This is a genomic window from Mesorhizobium sp. M0077 (assembly GCF_040322955.1).
In the GTDB taxonomy this organism is placed as follows: domain Bacteria; phylum Pseudomonadota; class Alphaproteobacteria; order Rhizobiales; family Rhizobiaceae; genus Mesorhizobium.
Genome location: NZ_JAMYUL010000013.1, coordinates 104,708 through 121,392, shown reverse-complemented (window position 1 = coordinate 121,392; position 16,685 = coordinate 104,708). Strand labels below are relative to the sequence as shown.

Genomic DNA, 16,685 nt, shown 5'->3' with positions numbered 1-16,685 from the left:
AACAAACCCGGCGAATAGAACAGACAGAGAAGAAACGGAACAGGCACAATGGCTACCGAAATCCGCGTTCCCACTCTCGGCGAATCCGTCACCGAGGCGACCATCGGCAAGTGGTTCAAGAAGGTCGGCGATGCCATTGCCGTCGACGAGCCGCTGGTCGAGCTCGAAACCGACAAGGTGACGGTGGAGGTGCCTGCCGCCGCCGCCGGCACGCTGGGCGAGATCACCGCCAAGGAAGGCGAGACCGTTGGCGTCGGCGCGCTGCTCGGTTCGATCTCGGCTGGAGGCGCTGCCGCCGCCCCGGCGTCCAAGCAGGAGACCAAGCCGCAAGCTGTGTCGCAGGCGTCGAGCCCCGACGCGGCACATACGACCAAGCAGGCCGCGGCCGAGACCGCCAAGATTGCCGGCGATGCCGGGCCGGTCGAGCCGCGCACCATGCCGCCGGCGCCAGCTGCCGCAAAGCTGATCGCCGAGAACAATCTGTCGGTCGACCAGGTTTCTGGCTCGGGCAAGCGCGGCCAGGTGCTGAAGGGCGATGTGCTCGACGCGATTTCCAAGGGCGCGCCGTCGCAGCCGGCCGAAATTCCGAAGGCCGCCCCGGCTCCGGTGGCGGTCAGGGCGCCGTCTTCCGGCGACGATGCGTCGCGCGAGGAGCGCGTGCGCATGACCAAGCTGCGCCAGACCATTGCGCGCCGGCTGAAGGAAGCGCAGTCGACCGCAGCGATGCTGACCACCTTCAACGAGGTCGACATGTCGGCGGTCATGGCGCTGCGGACCAAATACAAGGACATCTTCGAGAAGAAGCACGGCGTGAAGCTCGGCTTCATGGGCTTCTTCACCAAGGCCGTCACCCACGCCTTGAAGGAGATCCCCTCGGTCAATGCCGAGATCGACGGCACCGACATCATCTTCAAGAACTATGCCCATATCGGCGTCGCCGTCGGCACCGAAAAGGGCCTCGTCGTGCCGGTGGTGCGCGACGCCGACCAGATGTCGATTGCCGAAATCGAGAAGGATATCGGCCGGCTGGGCATCGCCGCACGCGACGGCAAGCTGTCGGTCGCCGACATGCAAGGCGGCACGTTCACGATTTCCAACGGCGGCGTCTACGGTTCGCTGATGTCGACGCCGATCCTCAATGCGCCGCAGTCCGGGATTTTGGGCATGCACAAGATCCAGGACCGGCCGGTCGTGGTCGGCGGCCAGATCGTGATCCGGCCGATGATGTACTTGGCGCTGAGCTACGATCACCGTATCGTCGACGGCAAGGAAGCCGTGACCTTCCTGGTCCGCGTCAAGGATAGCCTGGAGGATCCCGAACGGCTGGTGCTTGATTTGTGATCGGAGCTGATCCGTCATGAGCGGCTGGCTGGCGCGGTTTGGGTTCAAGCTGGGTCGAGTAGCGGGTAGCGTATTGAGGCGTTCCCGGCCGGCGGCTTCCGCCGCCATCTCTCCGCCGGCGACATCGACTGAATGGGATTCGGCGCCGGCGAGCAGCAATCTCGGTGTCTTCGCTCTCAGCGAAGCCGAAATGGCGGAGCGGAAGATCATCGTCACCGCGATCGGTGAGCTTGAGCTACCGACCGGCGAAATCATCGCTTGCGATCCACTGATTACCGGGCTGGAACGGCCTGTGTTTAGCCGTAAGGTCAGGCCGGGATGCTATCCAGTCACGTTGCTTGAGGCGCAAGGCCGTGTTGCTGCAGCGGTATTGCGGTTTGGCACTGGCTTGCCGGTGCGGTGGGAGTTGGCTGCCTTCGTCCGCGACGTCGGCACATCGTCCTGGAAGTCTGGATTTATTGTCGATGATAATGTTGCTTCGTTCATGGACAAGTCGGTTCTGACGCTGATGTCCGACCAGGAGGAACTCGACAGCTATCTTGCTGACGTTGCATGCTCGTTCGACAAGTTCCGCATGGATAATCCGGTTGATGGAAATCCGCTTAATATAGCCATGTTCGACACTGGCTTCGGTGATGGGAACTATTATTCCTTCTGGGGACTGGATGCGGCCGGCGAGCCGCTGGTCTTGATGACCGATTTCGAGGTGCTCGAAAACGCCGACGGCCGCGAGAGCAGCCAGAGCAATTCATGACAAACATCGCTTCGCCAATGATCGGATTTATGGCCGGGCTGGCTGTTCTCGCAGCGGGTTACGAGGCGCATGCCGCCTGCCCGCTGGCGCTTGCTGTCTATGGCGATGCCGAAAGCGAGGCCGGCATTGATTTCCGGCCGACGACGGATGCGGTCACCGTCACCAACTCGTTCAAGATGGTGCTCGACAAGGGCATCGTTCTCGACGGCATCGTCATGTGGACATCGGGCGTTTCGCGGCCGCACGGATCGCTGATGTACAAATGCCCGACCGGTGACGTCACCGGTGACGAGCTTGCCGGCTGCACGGTGTGGCAGGGTGTCGTCTACAGCGCCGACGACAAGGGCAACATTGCGCTGCTGGCAGCCGAAAGCACGGACGCGCCGCAGAGCCTGATCTTCCCCGATCTCGGCCCGTCGCTGCAGATGTCGTCGGCCTTCGGTCCGAAAGGCTTCTCGAAACTGCCGTGGGATGTGTTTCTGCTGAAGGGCTGCCAGGAATGAGTGCATCGCAAAAAGTGCTTCTGGTCACCGGCGGCAGCCGCGGCATTGGTGCGGCCACTTGCCGGCTTGCGGCGAAGGCCGGCTACCGCGTCGCGGTCAACTATGCCGCAAACGAGGCCGCGGCCCAGGCGCTGGTCGCCGAGATCGAGGTCGGTGGCGGTGAAGCGATAGCGGTCAAGGGCGATGTCGGCGTCGAGGCTGACATCGTCGCCATGTTCGAAGCCGTCGATAGCGCCTATGGCCGGCTCGACGCCCTGGTCAACAATGCCGGAATCGTCGACGTCAAGGCGCGCGTCGATGAGATGAGCCTGGCGCGGCTGGAGCGCATGATGCGCATCAACGTCATCGGCTCGTTCCTGTGCGCGCGCGAAGCGGTCAAACGCATGTCGAGCAAGCATGGCGGCCAGGGCGGCGCCATCGTCAACATCTCGTCGGCGGCGTCGCTACACGGCTCGCCCGGCGAATATGTCGACTATGCAGCGTCCAAGGCGGCGATCGACACTTTTACGCTCGGCCTGGCGCGCGAAGTCGCGACCGAAGGCGTGCGCGTCAACGCGATACGGCCGGGCATCATCGACACCGAGATCCACGCCTCGGGCGGCCAGCCGGACCGGGTCGAGCGGTTCCGCGACATGCTGCCGATGAAACGCGCCGGCACGGCCGATGAAGTCGCGCATGCGGTTCTCTATCTTTTGTCGGATGAGGCGTCCTACACGACCGGCGCAATCCTGAATGTAAGCGGCGGCCGCTGAGCCCCAAGCTAAGGGAAACGAACATGGCTTATGATGTCGTTATCATCGGGTCGGGACCGGGCGGCTATGTCTGCGCCATCAAGGCGGCACAGCTCGGGCTCAAGGTCGCGGTGGTCGAGAAGAACGCCACTTTCGGCGGCACTTGCCTGAACATCGGCTGCATTCCATCCAAGGCGCTGCTTTACGCATCGGAAATGTTTGCCGAGGCCGGCCATTCCTTCGATGCGCTGGGTGTCGAGATACCGGCGCCGAAACTCAATCTGAAGAAGATGATGGCGCACAAGGACGCGACCGTTTCGGCCAACGTCAATGGCGTCGCCTTCCTGTTCAAGAAAAACAAGATCGATAGTTTCCGTGGCACCGGGAAGGTGGTTGCGGCCGGCAAGGTGTCGGTGACGGCCGAGGACGGCAAGGTCGAGGAGATCGAGACGAAAAATATCGTTATTGCCACGGGCTCCGATGTCGCCGGCATTCCCGGCGTCAAGGTCGACATAGACGAGAAGGTGATCGTGTCGTCGACCGGCGCGCTGTCGCTGGAGAAGGTGCCGGGACATCTGGTGGTTGTCGGCGGTGGGGTCATCGGTCTGGAGCTCGGCTCGGTATGGGCACGGCTCGGCGCCAAGGTCACCGTGGTCGAATTCCTCGACGCCATCCTGGGCGGCATGGACGGCGAGGTCTCCAAGCAGTTCCAGCGCCTGCTTTCCAAGCAGGGTTTCGAGTTCAAGCTCGGCGCCAAGGTGACAGGGGTGACCAAGGCCAAAAAGGGCGCCGCCGTTACGTTCGAGCCGGTCAAGGGTGGTGCGGCCGAGACCATCGAGGCCGACGCGGTGCTGATCTCGACCGGACGCCGGGCCTATTCCGACAGCCTCGGGTTGAAAGAAGCCGGCGTCGAGGTCGACGAGCGCGGCCGGGTCAAGACCGACGGGCATCTCAGGACCAACGTAGCCGGCATCTACGCCATTGGCGACGTCATCGCCGGGCCGATGCTGGCGCACAAGGCCGAGGATGAAGGCGTGGCGGTGGCCGAGACCATTGCCGGCCAGGCCGGCCACGTGAATTACGACGTCATTCCGAGCGTCGTCTACACCAGCCCGGAAATCGCTTCGGTCGGCAAGACAGAGGAAGAGCTGAGGAAGGCCGGCATCGACTACAAGATGGGCAAATTCCCGTTCACCGCCAACGGCCGCGCGCGCGCCATGCTGCACACAGACGGCTTCGTGAAGATCCTCGCCGACAAAGCCAGCGACCGCGTGCTCGGCGTCCACATTGTCGGCTTCGGCGCCGGCGAGATGATCCATGAGGCGGCGGTGCTGATGGAGTTCGGCGGCTCTTCCGAAGACCTCGCCCGCACCTGCCACGCGCATCCGACAATGTCGGAAGCGGTGAAGGAAGCAGCGCTGGCGACGTTCTTCAAGCCGATCCATATTTAAGGAAACGCTGGAGGGACAGCACCCCCCCCCTCTGGCCTCCCTCTGGCCTGCCGGCAATCTCCCCCTCAAGCAAGGGGGGAGATTGGACTTCACCGCCGCGTCGCGAGCTTTCAAGTTTCTCACGTTTCTAACCTGGCGCTGTTCGTGAACTGCCGATCTCCCCTCTCGAGGGGGAGATGTCCGGCAGGACAGAGGGGGCGGTGAAGAATCGCGACGCTCGCCGATAGGTGCCCCAAACAAAACGGCCCGCTTTTCAGCAGGCCGTTCTTGGCTGGAACAAGATGCCAGATCAGTTGGCCAGATTACGGGCTCGGCGCCGGAGCAGGCGCGGGCGCCGGGGCTGGCGCAGGAGCCGGTGCGGGCGCAGGGGCTGGTGCGGGAGCCGGTTCGGCGGGCTTCATCGGCTCAGCCGGTGCAGGTGCGGGCGCCGGTGTGCTGGCTGCCGGCGGCTCTGCGGGCGCAGGATGTTCGCCGCTTCTGCCGAAAACATAGTACGCGACAATCGCAAGGATGACGACGACCAGCGCAATCAGCCAGCCGCTGCCACCACCCGACCTGGGCGCTGGATCGTTAGGGTTCGCCATAAAAGTGTCCTCCGTGGATGAAAAGCATCAATCAACACCCCTCAACGCGCAACCGTTGAACGGGTTCATACTAGGCCTTCAAATTGACGAACGCAGGAAAATTCTGATTCGCAACCGCTTGTTGGCCTGTATTTCCCCCGCAAAATCAATCACGAACGAGGTAGAACGAGCTTAGCTGGCCTTTTCCGCCAAAAATAGGGCCAACCGCCTCCGCTTTGCGAATCAGTTGCGCACCGCACAGAGCCGGGCTTACGTGATTCGGTATTCAAGACGGGCGCTGCTCAGTCGACGGCGGTGACGGTATAGCCGGCCTTGCGAAAATCCTCGACCAGGCCTTCGGGGCCGGGAAGATGCATGGCGCCGACGGCCATGAAGGCATTGCCCTTGGCCAGGATCGGTGCGGCATGGTCGGCCATGACCTTGTTGCGGCCGGTGATCATCGTCCGGTCGAATTCGGCGTAACCTGCGTCGTCGTCTTCGTCGGGCGAGATCGAACGCAACAGCGGCCAGAAGGTGCCGGTGTCGCCGCGCTGGTAAAGCACGATCATGGTTTCGTTGATGTCGTTTATCTTGTCGCCGAGCTTCAGGGTCTCGACCAGCCCCTTGATGTGGAACGCAAGCGGCAGCGAGGCCATGGCGCGCAGCTGGCTGGCTGCGGTCTCCAACCCTTCCACCGGCTTGCCATTAGCCTTGGCGTCCTGCGCCAGCTTGACGTCGAGAACCGGTGCGCCGCCTGCCTGACGGGCGACCTCACAGACCGGCAGCGCGACCATGGCCGACAGCAGCCACGGCTTCATCTTGGAGACGCTCGCCGGCGGAATGCCGCGCGCATCGAGCCCTTTGTTCACCACCGCCGCATCCTCCGGCGACAACAGCGACGACAACGTCGTGTTGTCGGTGAACATCATCAGCTCGGGTTCCTTGAGCATGGCCTCCATCATCTTCTGCTTGTCGAGCACGTCGGTGGTCTCGATGATGATGGTGCCGGCAGCGTCATAGGCTTTCCTGGCTGCCGGCGGCAGAGTGGTCACGCGCGGGTCGGTCATGTGCATGGTGCCGAACAGGAAGGATGGCTTTTCGCCTGATTTCTCCAGCTTCCACAACAGGCCCTTGCCGTTCAGCGTCGCTGCTGCTTCCGTCTCGATCCTGGAATAGGTGGCGGGGTCTTCCTTCTGCAGGGCCGACAGCAGATCGGCGCCGGCGCAGGCCGGGGCTTCGGCATGCGCCCTGCCCATGGCAAGCAGCAGCACGATGAGGAAAGACAGGAAAAACAGGGCGTTGAGCGCGACGAGCAGCTTCAGCGACACAAGGGCGGCGCGGTCGGCGATGGCAAAGGCGCGTTTCATGGTGCGGTTCTAGGACTGAAAAGCGGCGAAACGGTTAACCGACGTGGGGAAATTGTCCTGGACTAATACAGTGTCACGCGCGGGGATGGGCGGATTCGTAAATCTCGAGCAGTCTTGCGGTGTCGACGCCGGTATAGACCTGCGTCGTTGACAGGCTGGCGTGGCCGAGCAGTTCCTGGATGGTGCGCAGGTCGCCGCCGCGCCCGAGCAGATGGGTGGCGAAGGAATGGCGCAACGCGTGCGGCGTCGCGGTGTCGGGCAGGTTCAGCGCCGAGCGCAGCCTGGCCATGTCGCGCTGGACGATGGCCGGGTTGAGCGGCCCGCCGCGGGCGCCGCGAAACAGCAGGCCCTTGGGATCGAGATGATAGGGACACAGTTTTCGGTATTCGGCGATTGCCCTGAGCGCCACCGGCAGCACCGGCACCAGCCGTGTCTTGCCACCCTTGCCGGTGACGCGCAGCACGGTGTCGGCTTCCGATGCCAGGTCGGCGGCGCTGAGGCCCAGCGCTTCGGAAATGCGCAGGCCCGATCCATAAAGCAGCGTCAGCACGGCGGCGTTGCGGGCGGCGATCCAGGGCTCTTCAGCCAGCTGGCCTTCCACCGACACGACATGTTTGGCATCGCTGGCGGTCAGCGGCTTGGGCAGCGATTTCGGCTGGCGCGGCGCGCGCAACGCAGCGGCACCGGCGGCATTGGCGAGACCGCGCCGTTCGAGGAAGCGCAGCAGCGAGCGGATGCCGGCGAGGCCGCGTCCGAGCGTGCGGGCGCCGGCGCCGGCGTTGCGCCGCGCGGCAAGAAAGCCGCGCAGATCGGCCGGGCGCAGAGTGGCGATGTCGGAAAGACCAGGCGAGCCGCCGCAATGCCCTGTGAGGAAATGCAGGAACTGGCGCGTGTCGCGCTCATAGGCTTCGACGGTCGCCGGCGCCAGCCGGCGCTCGCGCGCCAGCATCTTCAGCCAGCTTTCGCGCGCTGCCTGGAGGTCGGGTTTTGCCGGGATGAGAAATTCCTGCATGCCGCCATTGTCAGGCAGCCGGGTTAGGAAGCGGTGAAGAACCTGTCATTGAAATGGCCACGGGCGATCATTGAAATGACGCCGGTAGGGCGTTAGAGCAGGGCAAAGGATATCAGCCATGTCGAAGCCCCAGAACCCCGTGCAAATGGCCGTGATCGGCGCCGCCCACGGCATCAAGGGCGAATTGCGGGTGAAGACTTTCACTGGCGAGCCGATGGCGCTGGCCGATTATGGGCCGCTCTATGCCAAGGACGGCCGCGCCTTCCAGATCATCGACATCAGGCCCGCCAACACCGTCGTGGTGGTGCGCTTCAAGGGCATTGCCGATCGCAATGCCGCCGAGGCGCTGGCCGGAACCGAGCTGTTCGTCGACCGCTCGATGCTGCCCGACGATGGCGAGGAGGACGAATTCTACCACGCCGATCTCGTCGGACTTGAAGTCCGCGACGATAAGGGCGCGGTCATCGGCAAGGTGGTGGCGGTGCATAATTTCGGCGGCGGCGACATTCTCGACGTTACCCTCGGCGGGCGCAAAGGCGTGCTGATCCCGTTCACCCAGGCCGCCGTGCCTCAGGTTTCGATCGCCGAAGGTTTTCTCCGCGTCGACCCGGCAGCCGCCGGCCTTGTCGAGGATGAGGATGGCGACGCGCCGCGCGAAGAAGATTTCGACGCGAAGGGCCGACCGCGCGGGCCGCGCGAAGCCGGAGGCAACCGGTGACGTTCAAGGCGTCGGTGCTGACGCTCTATCCCGAGATGTTTCCGGGCGGGCTAGGCCTGTCGCTGGCCGGACGGGCGCTCGAAGTCGGGACATGGTCGCTGGAAGCTATCCAGATCCGCGACTTCGCCAGCGATCGCCATCACACCGTCGACGACACGCCGGCCGGCGGTGGCGCCGGCATGGTGATGCGCGCCGATGTGCTGGCCAAGGCGATCGACCACACGTCGCCGGCGGGCGATCCGCGGCCGCGTTTGCTGATGAGCCCGCGTGGAAAGCCGCTGACGCAGGCGCACGTGCGCGAACTGGCTGGCGGGCCAGGCGCCGTCATCGTTTGCGGCCGGTTCGAGGGCGTCGACCAGCGGCTGATCGAGGCGCGTGGACTGGAAGAGGTCTCCATCGGCGATTTCATCCTGTCGGGCGGCGAGCCGGCGGCGCTCGTACTGCTCGACGCCGTTGTGCGGCTGTTGCCCGGCGTCATGGGCAATGCGGTGTCGGGCGAGGAAGAAAGTTTTGAGAACGGTCTGCTCGAACATCCGCATTACACGCGACCGCAGGAGTTCGAAGGCAGGCCAATCCCCGACGTGCTGGTTTCCGGCAATCACAAGAAGATCGCCGCCTGGCGCCGCGCCGAGTCCGAGAAGCTGACCAGGGAGCGCCGGCCGGATTTGCTCGCCGCTCAGCCCTTGGCAAAATAGTAGACGGCGAGAAATAGGCCGACGGCGATGACGAAGCCGCGTACTGCGTTTTGCGGCACGCGCTTGGCGATCCAGACGCCGGCATAGCCGCCGAGCGCGCCGCCGGGGATCATGACGATTGCCTGAGGCCAGGCAACAACGCCGCCGGAAACGAAGACCAGTATGGCAACGGCGGCGATGACCACGGCCAGCATGTTCTTCAGCGCGTTCAGCCGGTGATAGTCGCCGGATTGCGTCAGGCCGAGCGTCGCCAGCATCATGACGCCCATGCCGGCGCCGAAGAAGCCGCCATAGATGGCGGTAGCGAACTGCGCCAGCGAACCGGCCAGAGAGCCGACCGTGGCTTCATGCCCAGGCTTCGGCGTTGGTTTCAGCCACGGCCCGGCGGCGAACAAGGCGGTTGCGGCCAGCAGCAGCCACGGCACGAGGGCGCGGAACGACGGATTTGAGAGCGCCAGCAGGATGAGCGCACCAGCCAGCGCGCCCAAAGCCGAGATCAGGCAAAGCAGCAGCGCGCCGCGCCAGAAATGCTTGATGTCGGTCCAGTAAGCCAGCGTCGAGGTGATGTAACCGGGAAACTGCGTTACCGAGGACGTGGCGTTGGCGACGATCGGCGGCAGGCCGGCCAGCGTCATGGCGCCGAAGGTTATGAAGGTGCCGCCGCCGGCAACGGCGTTGACGGCGCCTGACAGAAAACCCGCGAGGAAGAGCAGGACTGCGTCGAAAACAGACATTGTGAGGCCGCCGGACAAGTGTGCTGCTCCCGGATTAGGAAGCTTGAAGGGCCGGCGCAACCCTGCACTGGACGATTGCGTGGTGGCATGCGACCAAAAAAGACAGGGCCAAGGCGTGACAAGTCAGTGAAATAGCTGTATGTGCCCGCCCGTACTGGCGAGAAAAATCTCCCGGACCCGTCAACAATGACGGTGTAGTCGCCCCTGCCCAATGTTTCGAAGACAAGATGTCTCGGGGACAAAGGGCATAGCCGAGCGGTCAATGGAACTGCAAGGCGAGTGTCGGACGCTCTGACTGTCGGAAGAACAAGAAGTGGACTATTGAGATGGATATCATCCGTCAGCTCGAGGCCGAACAGGCCGCCAAGATCGAAGCCAAGCGCAAGCTTCCCGAGTTTCAGCCCGGCGACACCGTGCGCGTGCAGGTCCGCGTGACCGAAGGCACCCGCACCCGCGTCCAGGCCTATGAGGGCGTCGTCATCGCCCGCGCCGGCGCCGGCTTCCAGGAAAATTTCACCGTCCGCAAGATCTCCTACGGCGAAGGCGTCGAGCGCGTTTTCCCGGTCTACTCGCCGATGGTCGAAGGCGTCGAGATCGTGCGCCGCGGCAAGGTGCGCCGCGCCAAGCTCTATTATTTGCGCGACCGTCGCGGCAAGTCGGCCCGTATTTCGGAAAACACCGGCGTGCGCGCCCGCAAGCTGAACGATGAGGAGCGCGACGCGCTGAACGCTGAGAAGGCCCGCATCGAGGCCGAGAAGATCGCCGCCGTGCAGGCGCTGGCAGCCGAGAAGGCCGCGCAGGAAGCCGCCGAGAAGAAGGCCGCCGACGAAGCCGCCAAGGCCGCCGACGAGGCTGCAAAGGCCGCGGAAGCGACCCCGGCCGAATAAGATCTCGACCAAGGATTTTGAAAAGGCGGCTTCGGCCGCCTTTTTTCGTTTCACCAGACTGTGAACGATTGCCGGCCGAGAGTTGCGCCACGGCTGTTGACTCGAATTATCTTGTACACTAAATGATCGGATACAAAGCAAATGGAGAACTGACATGGCACTCTACACCACACAGGCTCGCGTCACCGGCGGCCGCGCCGGCCACGGCGAGACCAGCGACGGCCTGCTGAAGGTCGACCTCGCTTTGCCGAAGGAGCTCGGCGGACAGGGTGGCGCCACCAATCCCGAGCAGCTGTTCGCGGTCGGCTATGCCGCCTGCTTCGAAAGCGCCATCCGCTTCGTCGCGCGCAAGCAGAAGCTGCCGCTGGACGATGCGGCGGTGAGCGCCACCGTCAGCCTGCTTCCCAATGGTGAAGGCTTCAAACTTGGTGTCGCACTGGCCGCGGAGACCAAAGGCCTTGATCAGGCGGCGGCGGAAGCGCTTGTATCGGCAGCGCATCAGATTTGCCCCTATTCCAATGCGATCAAAGGCAATATCGAGGTGGCGCTTTCGACCGTGGCGCTTCCGGCAAAGGCAGCATGACGACGAAGACCGAAACCAGGGCCAGCGAAGTCCCGGCGGACACCGCCGGGAGGATCGCCGTTCCGCGCCTCGACCAGCAGCTCTGCTTCGCGCTCTATTCGGCGAGCGGGCTGATGACCAAGCTCTATCGGCCGCTGCTTGACCCGCTCGGCCTGACCTATCCGCAATATTTGGCGATGCTGGCGCTGTGGCAGCATGCGCCGAGCACGGTCGGCGAACTCGGCGAGGCGCTGGGGCTGGATTCGGCGACATTGACGCCTCTGCTCAAGCGGATGGAAGCGGCTGGTCTCGTCACTCGCCGTCGCGATCCGGCCGACGAGCGCCGCGTGCTGGTCGAACCGACTGCCAAGGGCCAGGCGCTGCGCGCCCGCATCAAGGACGTATCCGCAGGCCTTGCCTGCGCCATGCCGCTGGAAGTCGAGGAGCTGAAGTCGCTGCACCGGACCTTGACCGGATTTGTCGCCAAGCTGCGTGAGGCTACGTCACCATCCTGATCCGTCATCTGACGGGTTCCCGTGTCCAGGAGGGGCCTGGTTTGCCGGCGGCGCAATCACGGAATAAATTCCGACCACGGGACGTTCTAAAACCGCGTTGGTTGAAGGCATTGGAATCCGCTTTCACCGGACGCTGAGCACCGGACCGGCTTGCAAGCCGTCTGCGGACGGCTAAAGTCGCGCCTGGATTTTCATGCGAGCCCGGCTGCAAGCGGGCTTCTCATCCTGGAGCGTGTCATGACCAAATCGAAGCTGCTGCTGGCCGCCCTCGCGGCCTGTTTCCTCGCGCCCGTCGCTGCATGGGCGGCCGATGCGCTGCCCGATCTCGGCGGCAAGAAGGTCGTGGTGGTGACGGAAAACGCCTATCCGCCGCTGCAGTTCATCGACGCCAAGACCGGCAAGCAGATCGGCTGGGAGTATGACGCGATGGACGAAATCGCCAAGCGGCTGAACTTCAAGGTGGAGTACCAGAACACCTCCTGGGACGCGATGATCCAGGCGGTTTCCGACAACCAGTACAACATTGGCATGACCGGCATCACCATCAAGGACGACCGAAAGGAGAAGGTCGATTTCTCCGACCCCTATATGCGTTCGGAGCAGTTCATGCTGGTGCGCGCCGATGAAAGCCGCTTCACCGACGCCAAGACCTTCGCCGCCTTCAAGGACGGGTTGATCGGCGCGCAGGCCGGAACGACGCCGTTCTACACCGCCGTCTACAGCGTGCTCGACGGCAATGAGCAGAACCCGCGTATCAAGCAGTTCGAGACCTTCGGCGCTTCGGTGCAGGCACTGAAATCCGGCGACGTCGATGTCGTCCTGACCGACGGCACCGCCGGCAAAGGCTATGTCGATGCCTCCGGCGGCAAGCTCAAGCTGATCGGCGGCCCGCTCGGCACCGAGGATTTTGGCTTCATCTTCCCGAAGGGCTCGGACCTGGTGAAGCCGGTCAACGCGGCGATCGCGGCGCTGAAGGCCGACGGCACGATCGAGGCGCTGAACAAGAAGTGGTTTCTCGACTACAAGATGGGGCAGTGATGTCCGACTCCTTACCCTCCCCCTTGTGGGGAGGGTCGATCCGCGAAGCGGAGCGGGGTGGGGGTGCCAGCGCCGGCGCTTTGTCACGACCCCCACCCCGGCTCACCAGCTTTGCGATGCAAAGCTTGTTCGCCGACCCTCCCCACAAGGGGGAGGGTGAAGCGCCCTGATGGCCACGCCCCCCGCTTCGACTCTCAAACCCGATTTTCCCTGGTGGCTTGCCGCCGCGATCGCGCTCGCCGTCGTCGCTGCGCTCTCCATTGCCGCCAGCGATCTCTACGCCCAGGTTTTTGCCACCGTCGCCAAAGGCATCGGCATCACCATTCTTGTCACCGTGGTCGCCTTCGCGCTGGCTTCCGCCGTCGGGCTCGGCATTGCGCTGATGGGGTTGTCGGGGTCGCGTTGGCTCAGGCAGATCGCTCGTTTGTATGTCGAGATCATCCGCGGCGTGCCGATCCTGGTGCTGTTGTTCTGGATCGCCTTCGCCGGCGCGCCGGCCTTCGTAGCTGCGTGGAATGCCCTGACCGCACCGCTGCAAAACGCCGGCTATCTCGGCGAGCTTTTGGTGCGCGACGTGTCGCTGTTGTGGCGTGCAATCATGGCGCTGACCATCGGTTATTCCGCCTTCATCTCCGAGGTTTTTCGCGCCGGCATCCAGTCGGTCGAGAAAGGCCAGATCGAGGCTGCCAAGGCGCTCGGGCTGACGCGCTCGCAGCGCTTCCGGCTGATCGTCTTCCCACAGGCGATCCGCACCATCCTGCCGCCGCTCGGCAATGACTTCGTCGCCATGGTCAAGGATTCCTCGCTGGTCTCGGTGCTCGGCGTCGCCGACATCACCCAGATGGGCAAGATCTACGCCGCCGGCTCGTTCCGCTTCTTCGAGACCTATTCGATCGTCGCCTATATCTATCTCATCCTCACCGTCAGCCTGTCGCTGGCGCTGCGGGGGCTGGAGCAGCGACTGCGGCGGGCGCAGCAGGAATAGAAGTCCGACGCGGGCACGGCTACGATCGCGGGGGACAGGATTCCGGAGGATGCATGCGATGACGATCGACAAGGCCAATGCGGCGCTGGGCACCGTCTATTCGGCCGACACGCCGGAAGGGCTGGCCAAGGCCTATGCGGACTGGGCCGCGACCTATGACGGCGAAACCGCTTCGCTAGGCTATCTGCTGCCGTTCCTGATCACCGCCTGGGTGGCGCGCCATGTGCAGGTGGGCGAAGGACCGCTGCTCGACGCCGGCTGCGGCACCGGCCTGTCGGGCCCGTCATTGAAGGCGCTGGGTTATCACGACATTGCCGGGCTCGACCTCTCCGACGACATGCTGAAGATCGCCGGCAGCCGCAATGCCTATGGCGATCTGAAGCAGGCAATGCTCGGCGGGCCGCTGCCCTGGCCGGACGGGCATTTCCGCGCCTTCTTCTCGACTGGCGTGTTCACCATCGGCCATGCGCCGGCGTCCGGCCTGCACGAGCTTGTCCGCATCACCAGAAAAGGCGGCCACGCCATCTTCACCGTGCGCGACCAGGTGTTTGACAGCGGCGGCTTCCAGGCCGTGTTCGACGGGCTGGAGCGGGCCGGGAAATGGCGGCCGGCCGAGCAAAGCCCATGGTTCCGCTGCTATGCGATCGCCGAGCCGGACGCGCTGGTGAAGACTTTTGTGTTCGAGGTGCTTTGAGCGCCGCCCTCTTCGCCTTCTCTCACAAGGGGAGAAGCGAAAACACGCCGCAATTGCCGAAAAGCCAAAACATTGGTATGAGCCACGCCATGGAAGAGCTTTTTGGCGATCCGGCCTATAAGGGTTTCGTGCTGCAGGACAGAAAACGCCTGCCGTCGCGTTTCTCTTCGCGCATTTCCGGCGCGCTCACCAGCCGACTTAGCTAAGCCGCTTTCGCCGCGCCGAAGGCTTCGCGCGTCTGCCCTTCCCCTTTTTGCAAATCGACGGATTTACGCACATGAGCGCACCGCGCACCCTCTACGACAAGATTTTCGACGACCATGTCGTCGACCGCCAGGATGATGGCACCTGTCTGCTCTACATCGACCGCCATCTCGTCCATGAAGTGACCAGCCCGCAGGCCTTCGAAGGTCTGCGCATGACCGGCAGAAAAGTCCGGCATCCGGAAAAGACGCTGGCCGTGGTCGATCACAATGTCTCGACCTCGCCCGAGCGCAAGTTCGGCATCAAGAACGAGGAAAGCCGCATCCAGGTCGAGGCCTTGGCCAAGAACGCTAGGGATTTCGGCGTCGAATATTACTCCGAAAACGATATCCGCCAGGGCATCGTCCACATCATCGGGCCGGAGCAGGGCTTCACGCTGCCTGGCATGACCATTGTCTGCGGCGACAGCCACACCTCGACGCATGGCGCCTTCGGCGCATTGGCACATGGCATCGGCACCTCCGAGGTCGAGCATGTGCTGGCGACCCAGACGCTGATCCAGCGCAAGGCCAAGAACATGCTGGTGCGTGTCGATGGCCAGTTACCGGAAGGCGTCACCGCCAAGGACATCATCTTGGCCATCATCGGCGAGATCGGCACCGCCGGCGGCACCGGCTATGTCATCGAATATGCCGGCGAGGCGATCCGCGCGCTGTCGATGGAAGGCCGCATGACGATTTGCAACATGTCGATCGAGGGCGGCGCGCGCGCCGGCCTGATCGCGGCCGACGAAACCACCTTCGCCTATGTCAAGGGCAAGCCGCGCGCGCCGAAGGGCGCGTCGTGGGACGCCGCGCTCGAATACTGGAAGACGCTGCAGTCCGACGAGGGCGCGCATTTCGACAAGGTGATCGTGCTCGACGCGGCCAAGCTGCCGCCGATCGTCTCCTGGGGTTCCTCGCCCGAGGACGTCGTTTCGGTGCAGGGCGTCGTTCCCAATCCGGAAGAGATCACGGACGAGAACAAGCGGACGTCAAAGATCCGCGCGCTCGACTATATGGGGCTGACGCCGGGCACGAAGATCACCGACATCACGCTCGACCGCGTCTTCATCGGCTCCTGCACCAATGGCCGCATCGAGGATCTGCGTGCGGTGGCCAAGGTGGTCGAAGGCAAGACGGTGAGTGCGCATGTCGATGCGATGATCGTGCCGGGCTCCGGTCTGGTCAAGGAACAGGCGGAGGCCGAGGGTCTCGACAAGATCTTCATTGCCGCCGGTTTCGACTGGCGCGAGCCGGGCTGCTCGATGTGCCTGGCCATGAACGACGACCGGCTGAAGCCGCATGAGCGCTGCGCCTCGACCTCGAACCGCAATTTCGAAGGCCGGCAGGGCTTCAAGGGCCGCACCCATCTGGTATCGCCGGCAATGGCGGCGGCGGCGGCGATCGCCGGCCATTTCGTCGACATCCGCGACTGGAAATAGCGCAGACTGGTTCAAGCCTGATCTGAGCGTATGCAAAACCCCGAACGGCAAAACCGTTCGGGGTTTTGTTTAAAGCGCGCCGCTCTAAGACCCTTGGGGTATTATGCCCTAGCCGGCACGCCGGATGATTTCATGAAATTCCTCCCGGCTGCCGGGTTCGTCGGTCGCGACCACCAGCGCCAGTTCGCGCTCGTCGAAGATCTTGAACCACTCGTCCCATTCGACCAGCTCGTAGCCGCCTGCGTTGACCGGGCGTTCGGGCTGATCCTGGTCCTGATAGGCGTGCTGGCCGAAGACGAGCCTCAGCAACGGCTGCGTTCCGGTTTCGGGCGATACATCGACGATCGCCGGAAATCCGGCGCGCCCTGCGGCCCATGAGCGAATTGCTTCGTGATCGGTCAGCGTGATCGTGTCGGCCATGAACAACTTCTCCTTGATTGCTGTCAGG

At 63.8% G+C, this 16,685-nt stretch carries 19 protein-coding genes; 15 read left to right on the top strand and 4 right to left on the bottom strand.

Translation table 11 applies throughout. The annotated features are described in order from the left end of the window. Window positions 1–48: 48 nt before the first annotated feature. The 5 genes from odhB to lpdA are packed head-to-tail and all read left to right on the top strand — an operon-like array spanning window position 49 to window position 4,780. A complete protein-coding gene (odhB, locus tag NKJ57_RS23520) occupies window positions 49–1,341 on the top strand; it encodes a 2-oxoglutarate dehydrogenase complex dihydrolipoyllysine-residue succinyltransferase (RefSeq protein ID WP_023745418.1) in 1,293 nt (430 codons plus the stop codon). Window positions 1,342–1,357: 16 nt separating this feature from the next. Next, window positions 1,358–2,095 carry a DUF4241 domain-containing protein gene (locus tag NKJ57_RS23515; RefSeq protein WP_031195599.1) on the top strand — a complete coding sequence of 246 codons (738 nt, stop codon included), beginning with the start codon at window positions 1,358–1,360 and terminating at the stop codon, window positions 2,093–2,095. Further along, the gene (locus tag NKJ57_RS23510) at window positions 2,092–2,598 is read left to right on the top strand and encodes a hypothetical protein (protein WP_352512800.1); all 507 of its coding nucleotides are present in this window, start codon (window positions 2,092–2,094) and stop codon (window positions 2,596–2,598) included. Before NKJ57_RS23515 ends, NKJ57_RS23510 begins: the two co-directional genes overlap by 4 nt. Next, entirely contained in the window at window positions 2,595–3,350 is a 756-nt protein-coding gene (locus NKJ57_RS23505; protein WP_352512798.1) for a glucose 1-dehydrogenase, read from the top strand. Before NKJ57_RS23510 ends, NKJ57_RS23505 begins: the two co-directional genes overlap by 4 nt. Window positions 3,351–3,373: 23 nt before the next feature. Beyond that, complete coding sequence (lpdA, locus tag NKJ57_RS23500; protein ID WP_352512796.1) at window positions 3,374–4,780, top strand: dihydrolipoyl dehydrogenase; 1,407 nt, start codon at window positions 3,374–3,376, stop codon at window positions 4,778–4,780. An 865-nt stretch (window positions 4,781–5,645) separates the two neighbouring features. Here lpdA and NKJ57_RS23495 read toward each other — a convergent pair. After that, the gene (locus NKJ57_RS23495) at window positions 5,646–6,710 is read right to left on the bottom strand and encodes a TraB/GumN family protein (RefSeq protein WP_352512795.1); all 1,065 of its coding nucleotides are present in this window, start codon (window positions 6,708–6,710) and stop codon (window positions 5,646–5,648) included. A 73-nt stretch (window positions 6,711–6,783) separates the two neighbouring features. Then, window positions 6,784–7,722 (bottom strand): tyrosine recombinase XerC, encoded by a 939-nt coding sequence (locus NKJ57_RS23490; protein WP_023747380.1) that lies wholly within the window; start codon window positions 7,720–7,722, stop codon window positions 6,784–6,786. Between the two features lie 118 nt (window positions 7,723–7,840). Here NKJ57_RS23490 and rimM point away from each other — a divergent pair, with 118 nt between their 5' ends. Beyond that, window positions 7,841–8,440, top strand: coding sequence for a ribosome maturation factor RimM (gene rimM / locus NKJ57_RS23485; RefSeq protein ID WP_023715860.1), 600 nt, complete (start codon window positions 7,841–7,843; stop codon window positions 8,438–8,440). Beyond that, the gene (gene trmD, locus NKJ57_RS23480; RefSeq protein ID WP_023726048.1) at window positions 8,437–9,135 is read left to right on the top strand and encodes a tRNA (guanosine(37)-N1)-methyltransferase TrmD; all 699 of its coding nucleotides are present in this window, start codon (window positions 8,437–8,439) and stop codon (window positions 9,133–9,135) included. Before rimM ends, trmD begins: the two co-directional genes overlap by 4 nt. On the opposite strand, the gene NKJ57_RS23475 is transcribed toward trmD, so the two are convergent. After that, window positions 9,117–9,869, bottom strand: a complete 753-nt coding sequence (locus tag NKJ57_RS23475; RefSeq protein ID WP_023683874.1) for a sulfite exporter TauE/SafE family protein — start codon at window positions 9,867–9,869, stop codon at window positions 9,117–9,119. The two genes, trmD and NKJ57_RS23475, sit on opposite strands and share 19 nt — an antisense overlap. Window positions 9,870–10,195: 326 nt before the next feature. On the opposite strand from NKJ57_RS23475, the gene rplS reads away from it, so the two are divergent. The 8 genes from rplS (at window position 10,196) to leuC (ending at window position 16,237) form a co-directional block, all read left to right on the top strand. Beyond that, window positions 10,196–10,756 carry a 50S ribosomal protein L19 gene (gene rplS / locus NKJ57_RS23470; RefSeq protein ID WP_023670525.1) on the top strand — a complete coding sequence of 187 codons (561 nt, stop codon included), beginning with the start codon at window positions 10,196–10,198 and terminating at the stop codon, window positions 10,754–10,756. Window positions 10,757–10,910: 154 nt separating this feature from the next. Then, on the top strand, window positions 10,911–11,339 hold the full coding sequence (locus NKJ57_RS23465) for an organic hydroperoxide resistance protein (RefSeq protein ID WP_023694503.1): 429 nt from the start codon (window positions 10,911–10,913) through the stop codon (window positions 11,337–11,339). Then, complete coding sequence (locus NKJ57_RS23460) at window positions 11,336–11,833, top strand: MarR family winged helix-turn-helix transcriptional regulator (protein WP_023683877.1); 498 nt, start codon at window positions 11,336–11,338, stop codon at window positions 11,831–11,833. Before NKJ57_RS23465 ends, NKJ57_RS23460 begins: the two co-directional genes overlap by 4 nt. 237 nt (window positions 11,834–12,070) lie before the next feature. Next, complete coding sequence (locus NKJ57_RS23455) at window positions 12,071–12,871, top strand: transporter substrate-binding domain-containing protein (protein WP_023687705.1); 801 nt, start codon at window positions 12,071–12,073, stop codon at window positions 12,869–12,871. Between the two features lie 169 nt (window positions 12,872–13,040). Further along, window positions 13,041–13,856: an amino acid ABC transporter permease gene (locus NKJ57_RS23450; RefSeq protein ID WP_023706726.1), complete on the top strand. Its 816-nt coding sequence runs from the start codon at window positions 13,041–13,043 to the stop codon at window positions 13,854–13,856. A gap of 58 nt (window positions 13,857–13,914) precedes the next feature. Then, entirely contained in the window at window positions 13,915–14,550 is a 636-nt protein-coding gene (locus NKJ57_RS23445; protein ID WP_023706725.1) for a class I SAM-dependent DNA methyltransferase, read from the top strand. Then, window positions 14,547–14,756 carry a hypothetical protein gene (locus tag NKJ57_RS23440; RefSeq protein ID WP_196813720.1) on the top strand — a complete coding sequence of 70 codons (210 nt, stop codon included), beginning with the start codon at window positions 14,547–14,549 and terminating at the stop codon, window positions 14,754–14,756. The genes NKJ57_RS23445 and NKJ57_RS23440 overlap by 4 nt, the downstream gene beginning before the upstream one ends. Before the next feature lie 71 nt (window positions 14,757–14,827). Beyond that, on the top strand, window positions 14,828–16,237 hold the full coding sequence (gene leuC / locus NKJ57_RS23435) for a 3-isopropylmalate dehydratase large subunit (protein WP_023670518.1): 1,410 nt from the start codon (window positions 14,828–14,830) through the stop codon (window positions 16,235–16,237). A gap of 108 nt (window positions 16,238–16,345) precedes the next feature. Here the strand turns inward: leuC and NKJ57_RS23430 are convergent, their stop codons facing one another. Further along, on the bottom strand, window positions 16,346–16,657 hold the full coding sequence (locus NKJ57_RS23430) for a hypothetical protein (protein WP_023706723.1): 312 nt from the start codon (window positions 16,655–16,657) through the stop codon (window positions 16,346–16,348). Window positions 16,658–16,685 lie beyond the last annotated feature (28 nt).

Excerpts from the sequence above, each read along its gene's own strand:
- NKJ57_RS23515 (WP_031195599.1), top strand. The coding sequence starts at position 1,358 with ATGAGCGGCTGGCTGGCGCGGTTTGGGTTCAAGCTGGGTCGAGTAGCG.
- NKJ57_RS23455 (WP_023687705.1), top strand. The coding sequence starts at position 12,071 with ATGACCAAATCGAAGCTGCTGCTGGCCGCCCTCGCGGCCTGTTTCCTC.
- NKJ57_RS23465 (WP_023694503.1), top strand. The coding sequence starts at position 10,911 with ATGGCACTCTACACCACACAGGCTCGCGTCACCGGCGGCCGCGCCGGC.
- NKJ57_RS23510 (WP_352512800.1), top strand. The coding sequence starts at position 2,092 with ATGACAAACATCGCTTCGCCAATGATCGGATTTATGGCCGGGCTGGCT.
- NKJ57_RS23430 (WP_023706723.1), bottom strand. The coding sequence starts at position 16,657 with ATGGCCGACACGATCACGCTGACCGATCACGAAGCAATTCGCTCATGG.
- NKJ57_RS23445 (WP_023706725.1), top strand. The coding sequence starts at position 13,915 with ATGACGATCGACAAGGCCAATGCGGCGCTGGGCACCGTCTATTCGGCC.
- NKJ57_RS23505 (WP_352512798.1), top strand. The coding sequence starts at position 2,595 with ATGAGTGCATCGCAAAAAGTGCTTCTGGTCACCGGCGGCAGCCGCGGC.
- NKJ57_RS23460 (WP_023683877.1), top strand. The coding sequence starts at position 11,336 with ATGACGACGAAGACCGAAACCAGGGCCAGCGAAGTCCCGGCGGACACC.
- NKJ57_RS23495 (WP_352512795.1), bottom strand. The coding sequence starts at position 6,710 with ATGAAACGCGCCTTTGCCATCGCCGACCGCGCCGCCCTTGTGTCGCTG.
- rimM (WP_023715860.1), top strand. The coding sequence starts at position 7,841 with ATGTCGAAGCCCCAGAACCCCGTGCAAATGGCCGTGATCGGCGCCGCC.
- NKJ57_RS23475 (WP_023683874.1), bottom strand. The coding sequence starts at position 9,869 with ATGTCTGTTTTCGACGCAGTCCTGCTCTTCCTCGCGGGTTTTCTGTCA.
- NKJ57_RS23490 (WP_023747380.1), bottom strand. The coding sequence starts at position 7,722 with ATGCAGGAATTTCTCATCCCGGCAAAACCCGACCTCCAGGCAGCGCGC.
- odhB (WP_023745418.1), top strand. The coding sequence starts at position 49 with ATGGCTACCGAAATCCGCGTTCCCACTCTCGGCGAATCCGTCACCGAG.
- lpdA (WP_352512796.1), top strand. The coding sequence starts at position 3,374 with ATGGCTTATGATGTCGTTATCATCGGGTCGGGACCGGGCGGCTATGTC.
- NKJ57_RS23450 (WP_023706726.1), top strand. The coding sequence starts at position 13,041 with ATGGCCACGCCCCCCGCTTCGACTCTCAAACCCGATTTTCCCTGGTGG.
- leuC (WP_023670518.1), top strand. The coding sequence starts at position 14,828 with ATGAGCGCACCGCGCACCCTCTACGACAAGATTTTCGACGACCATGTC.
- rplS (WP_023670525.1), top strand. The coding sequence starts at position 10,196 with ATGGATATCATCCGTCAGCTCGAGGCCGAACAGGCCGCCAAGATCGAA.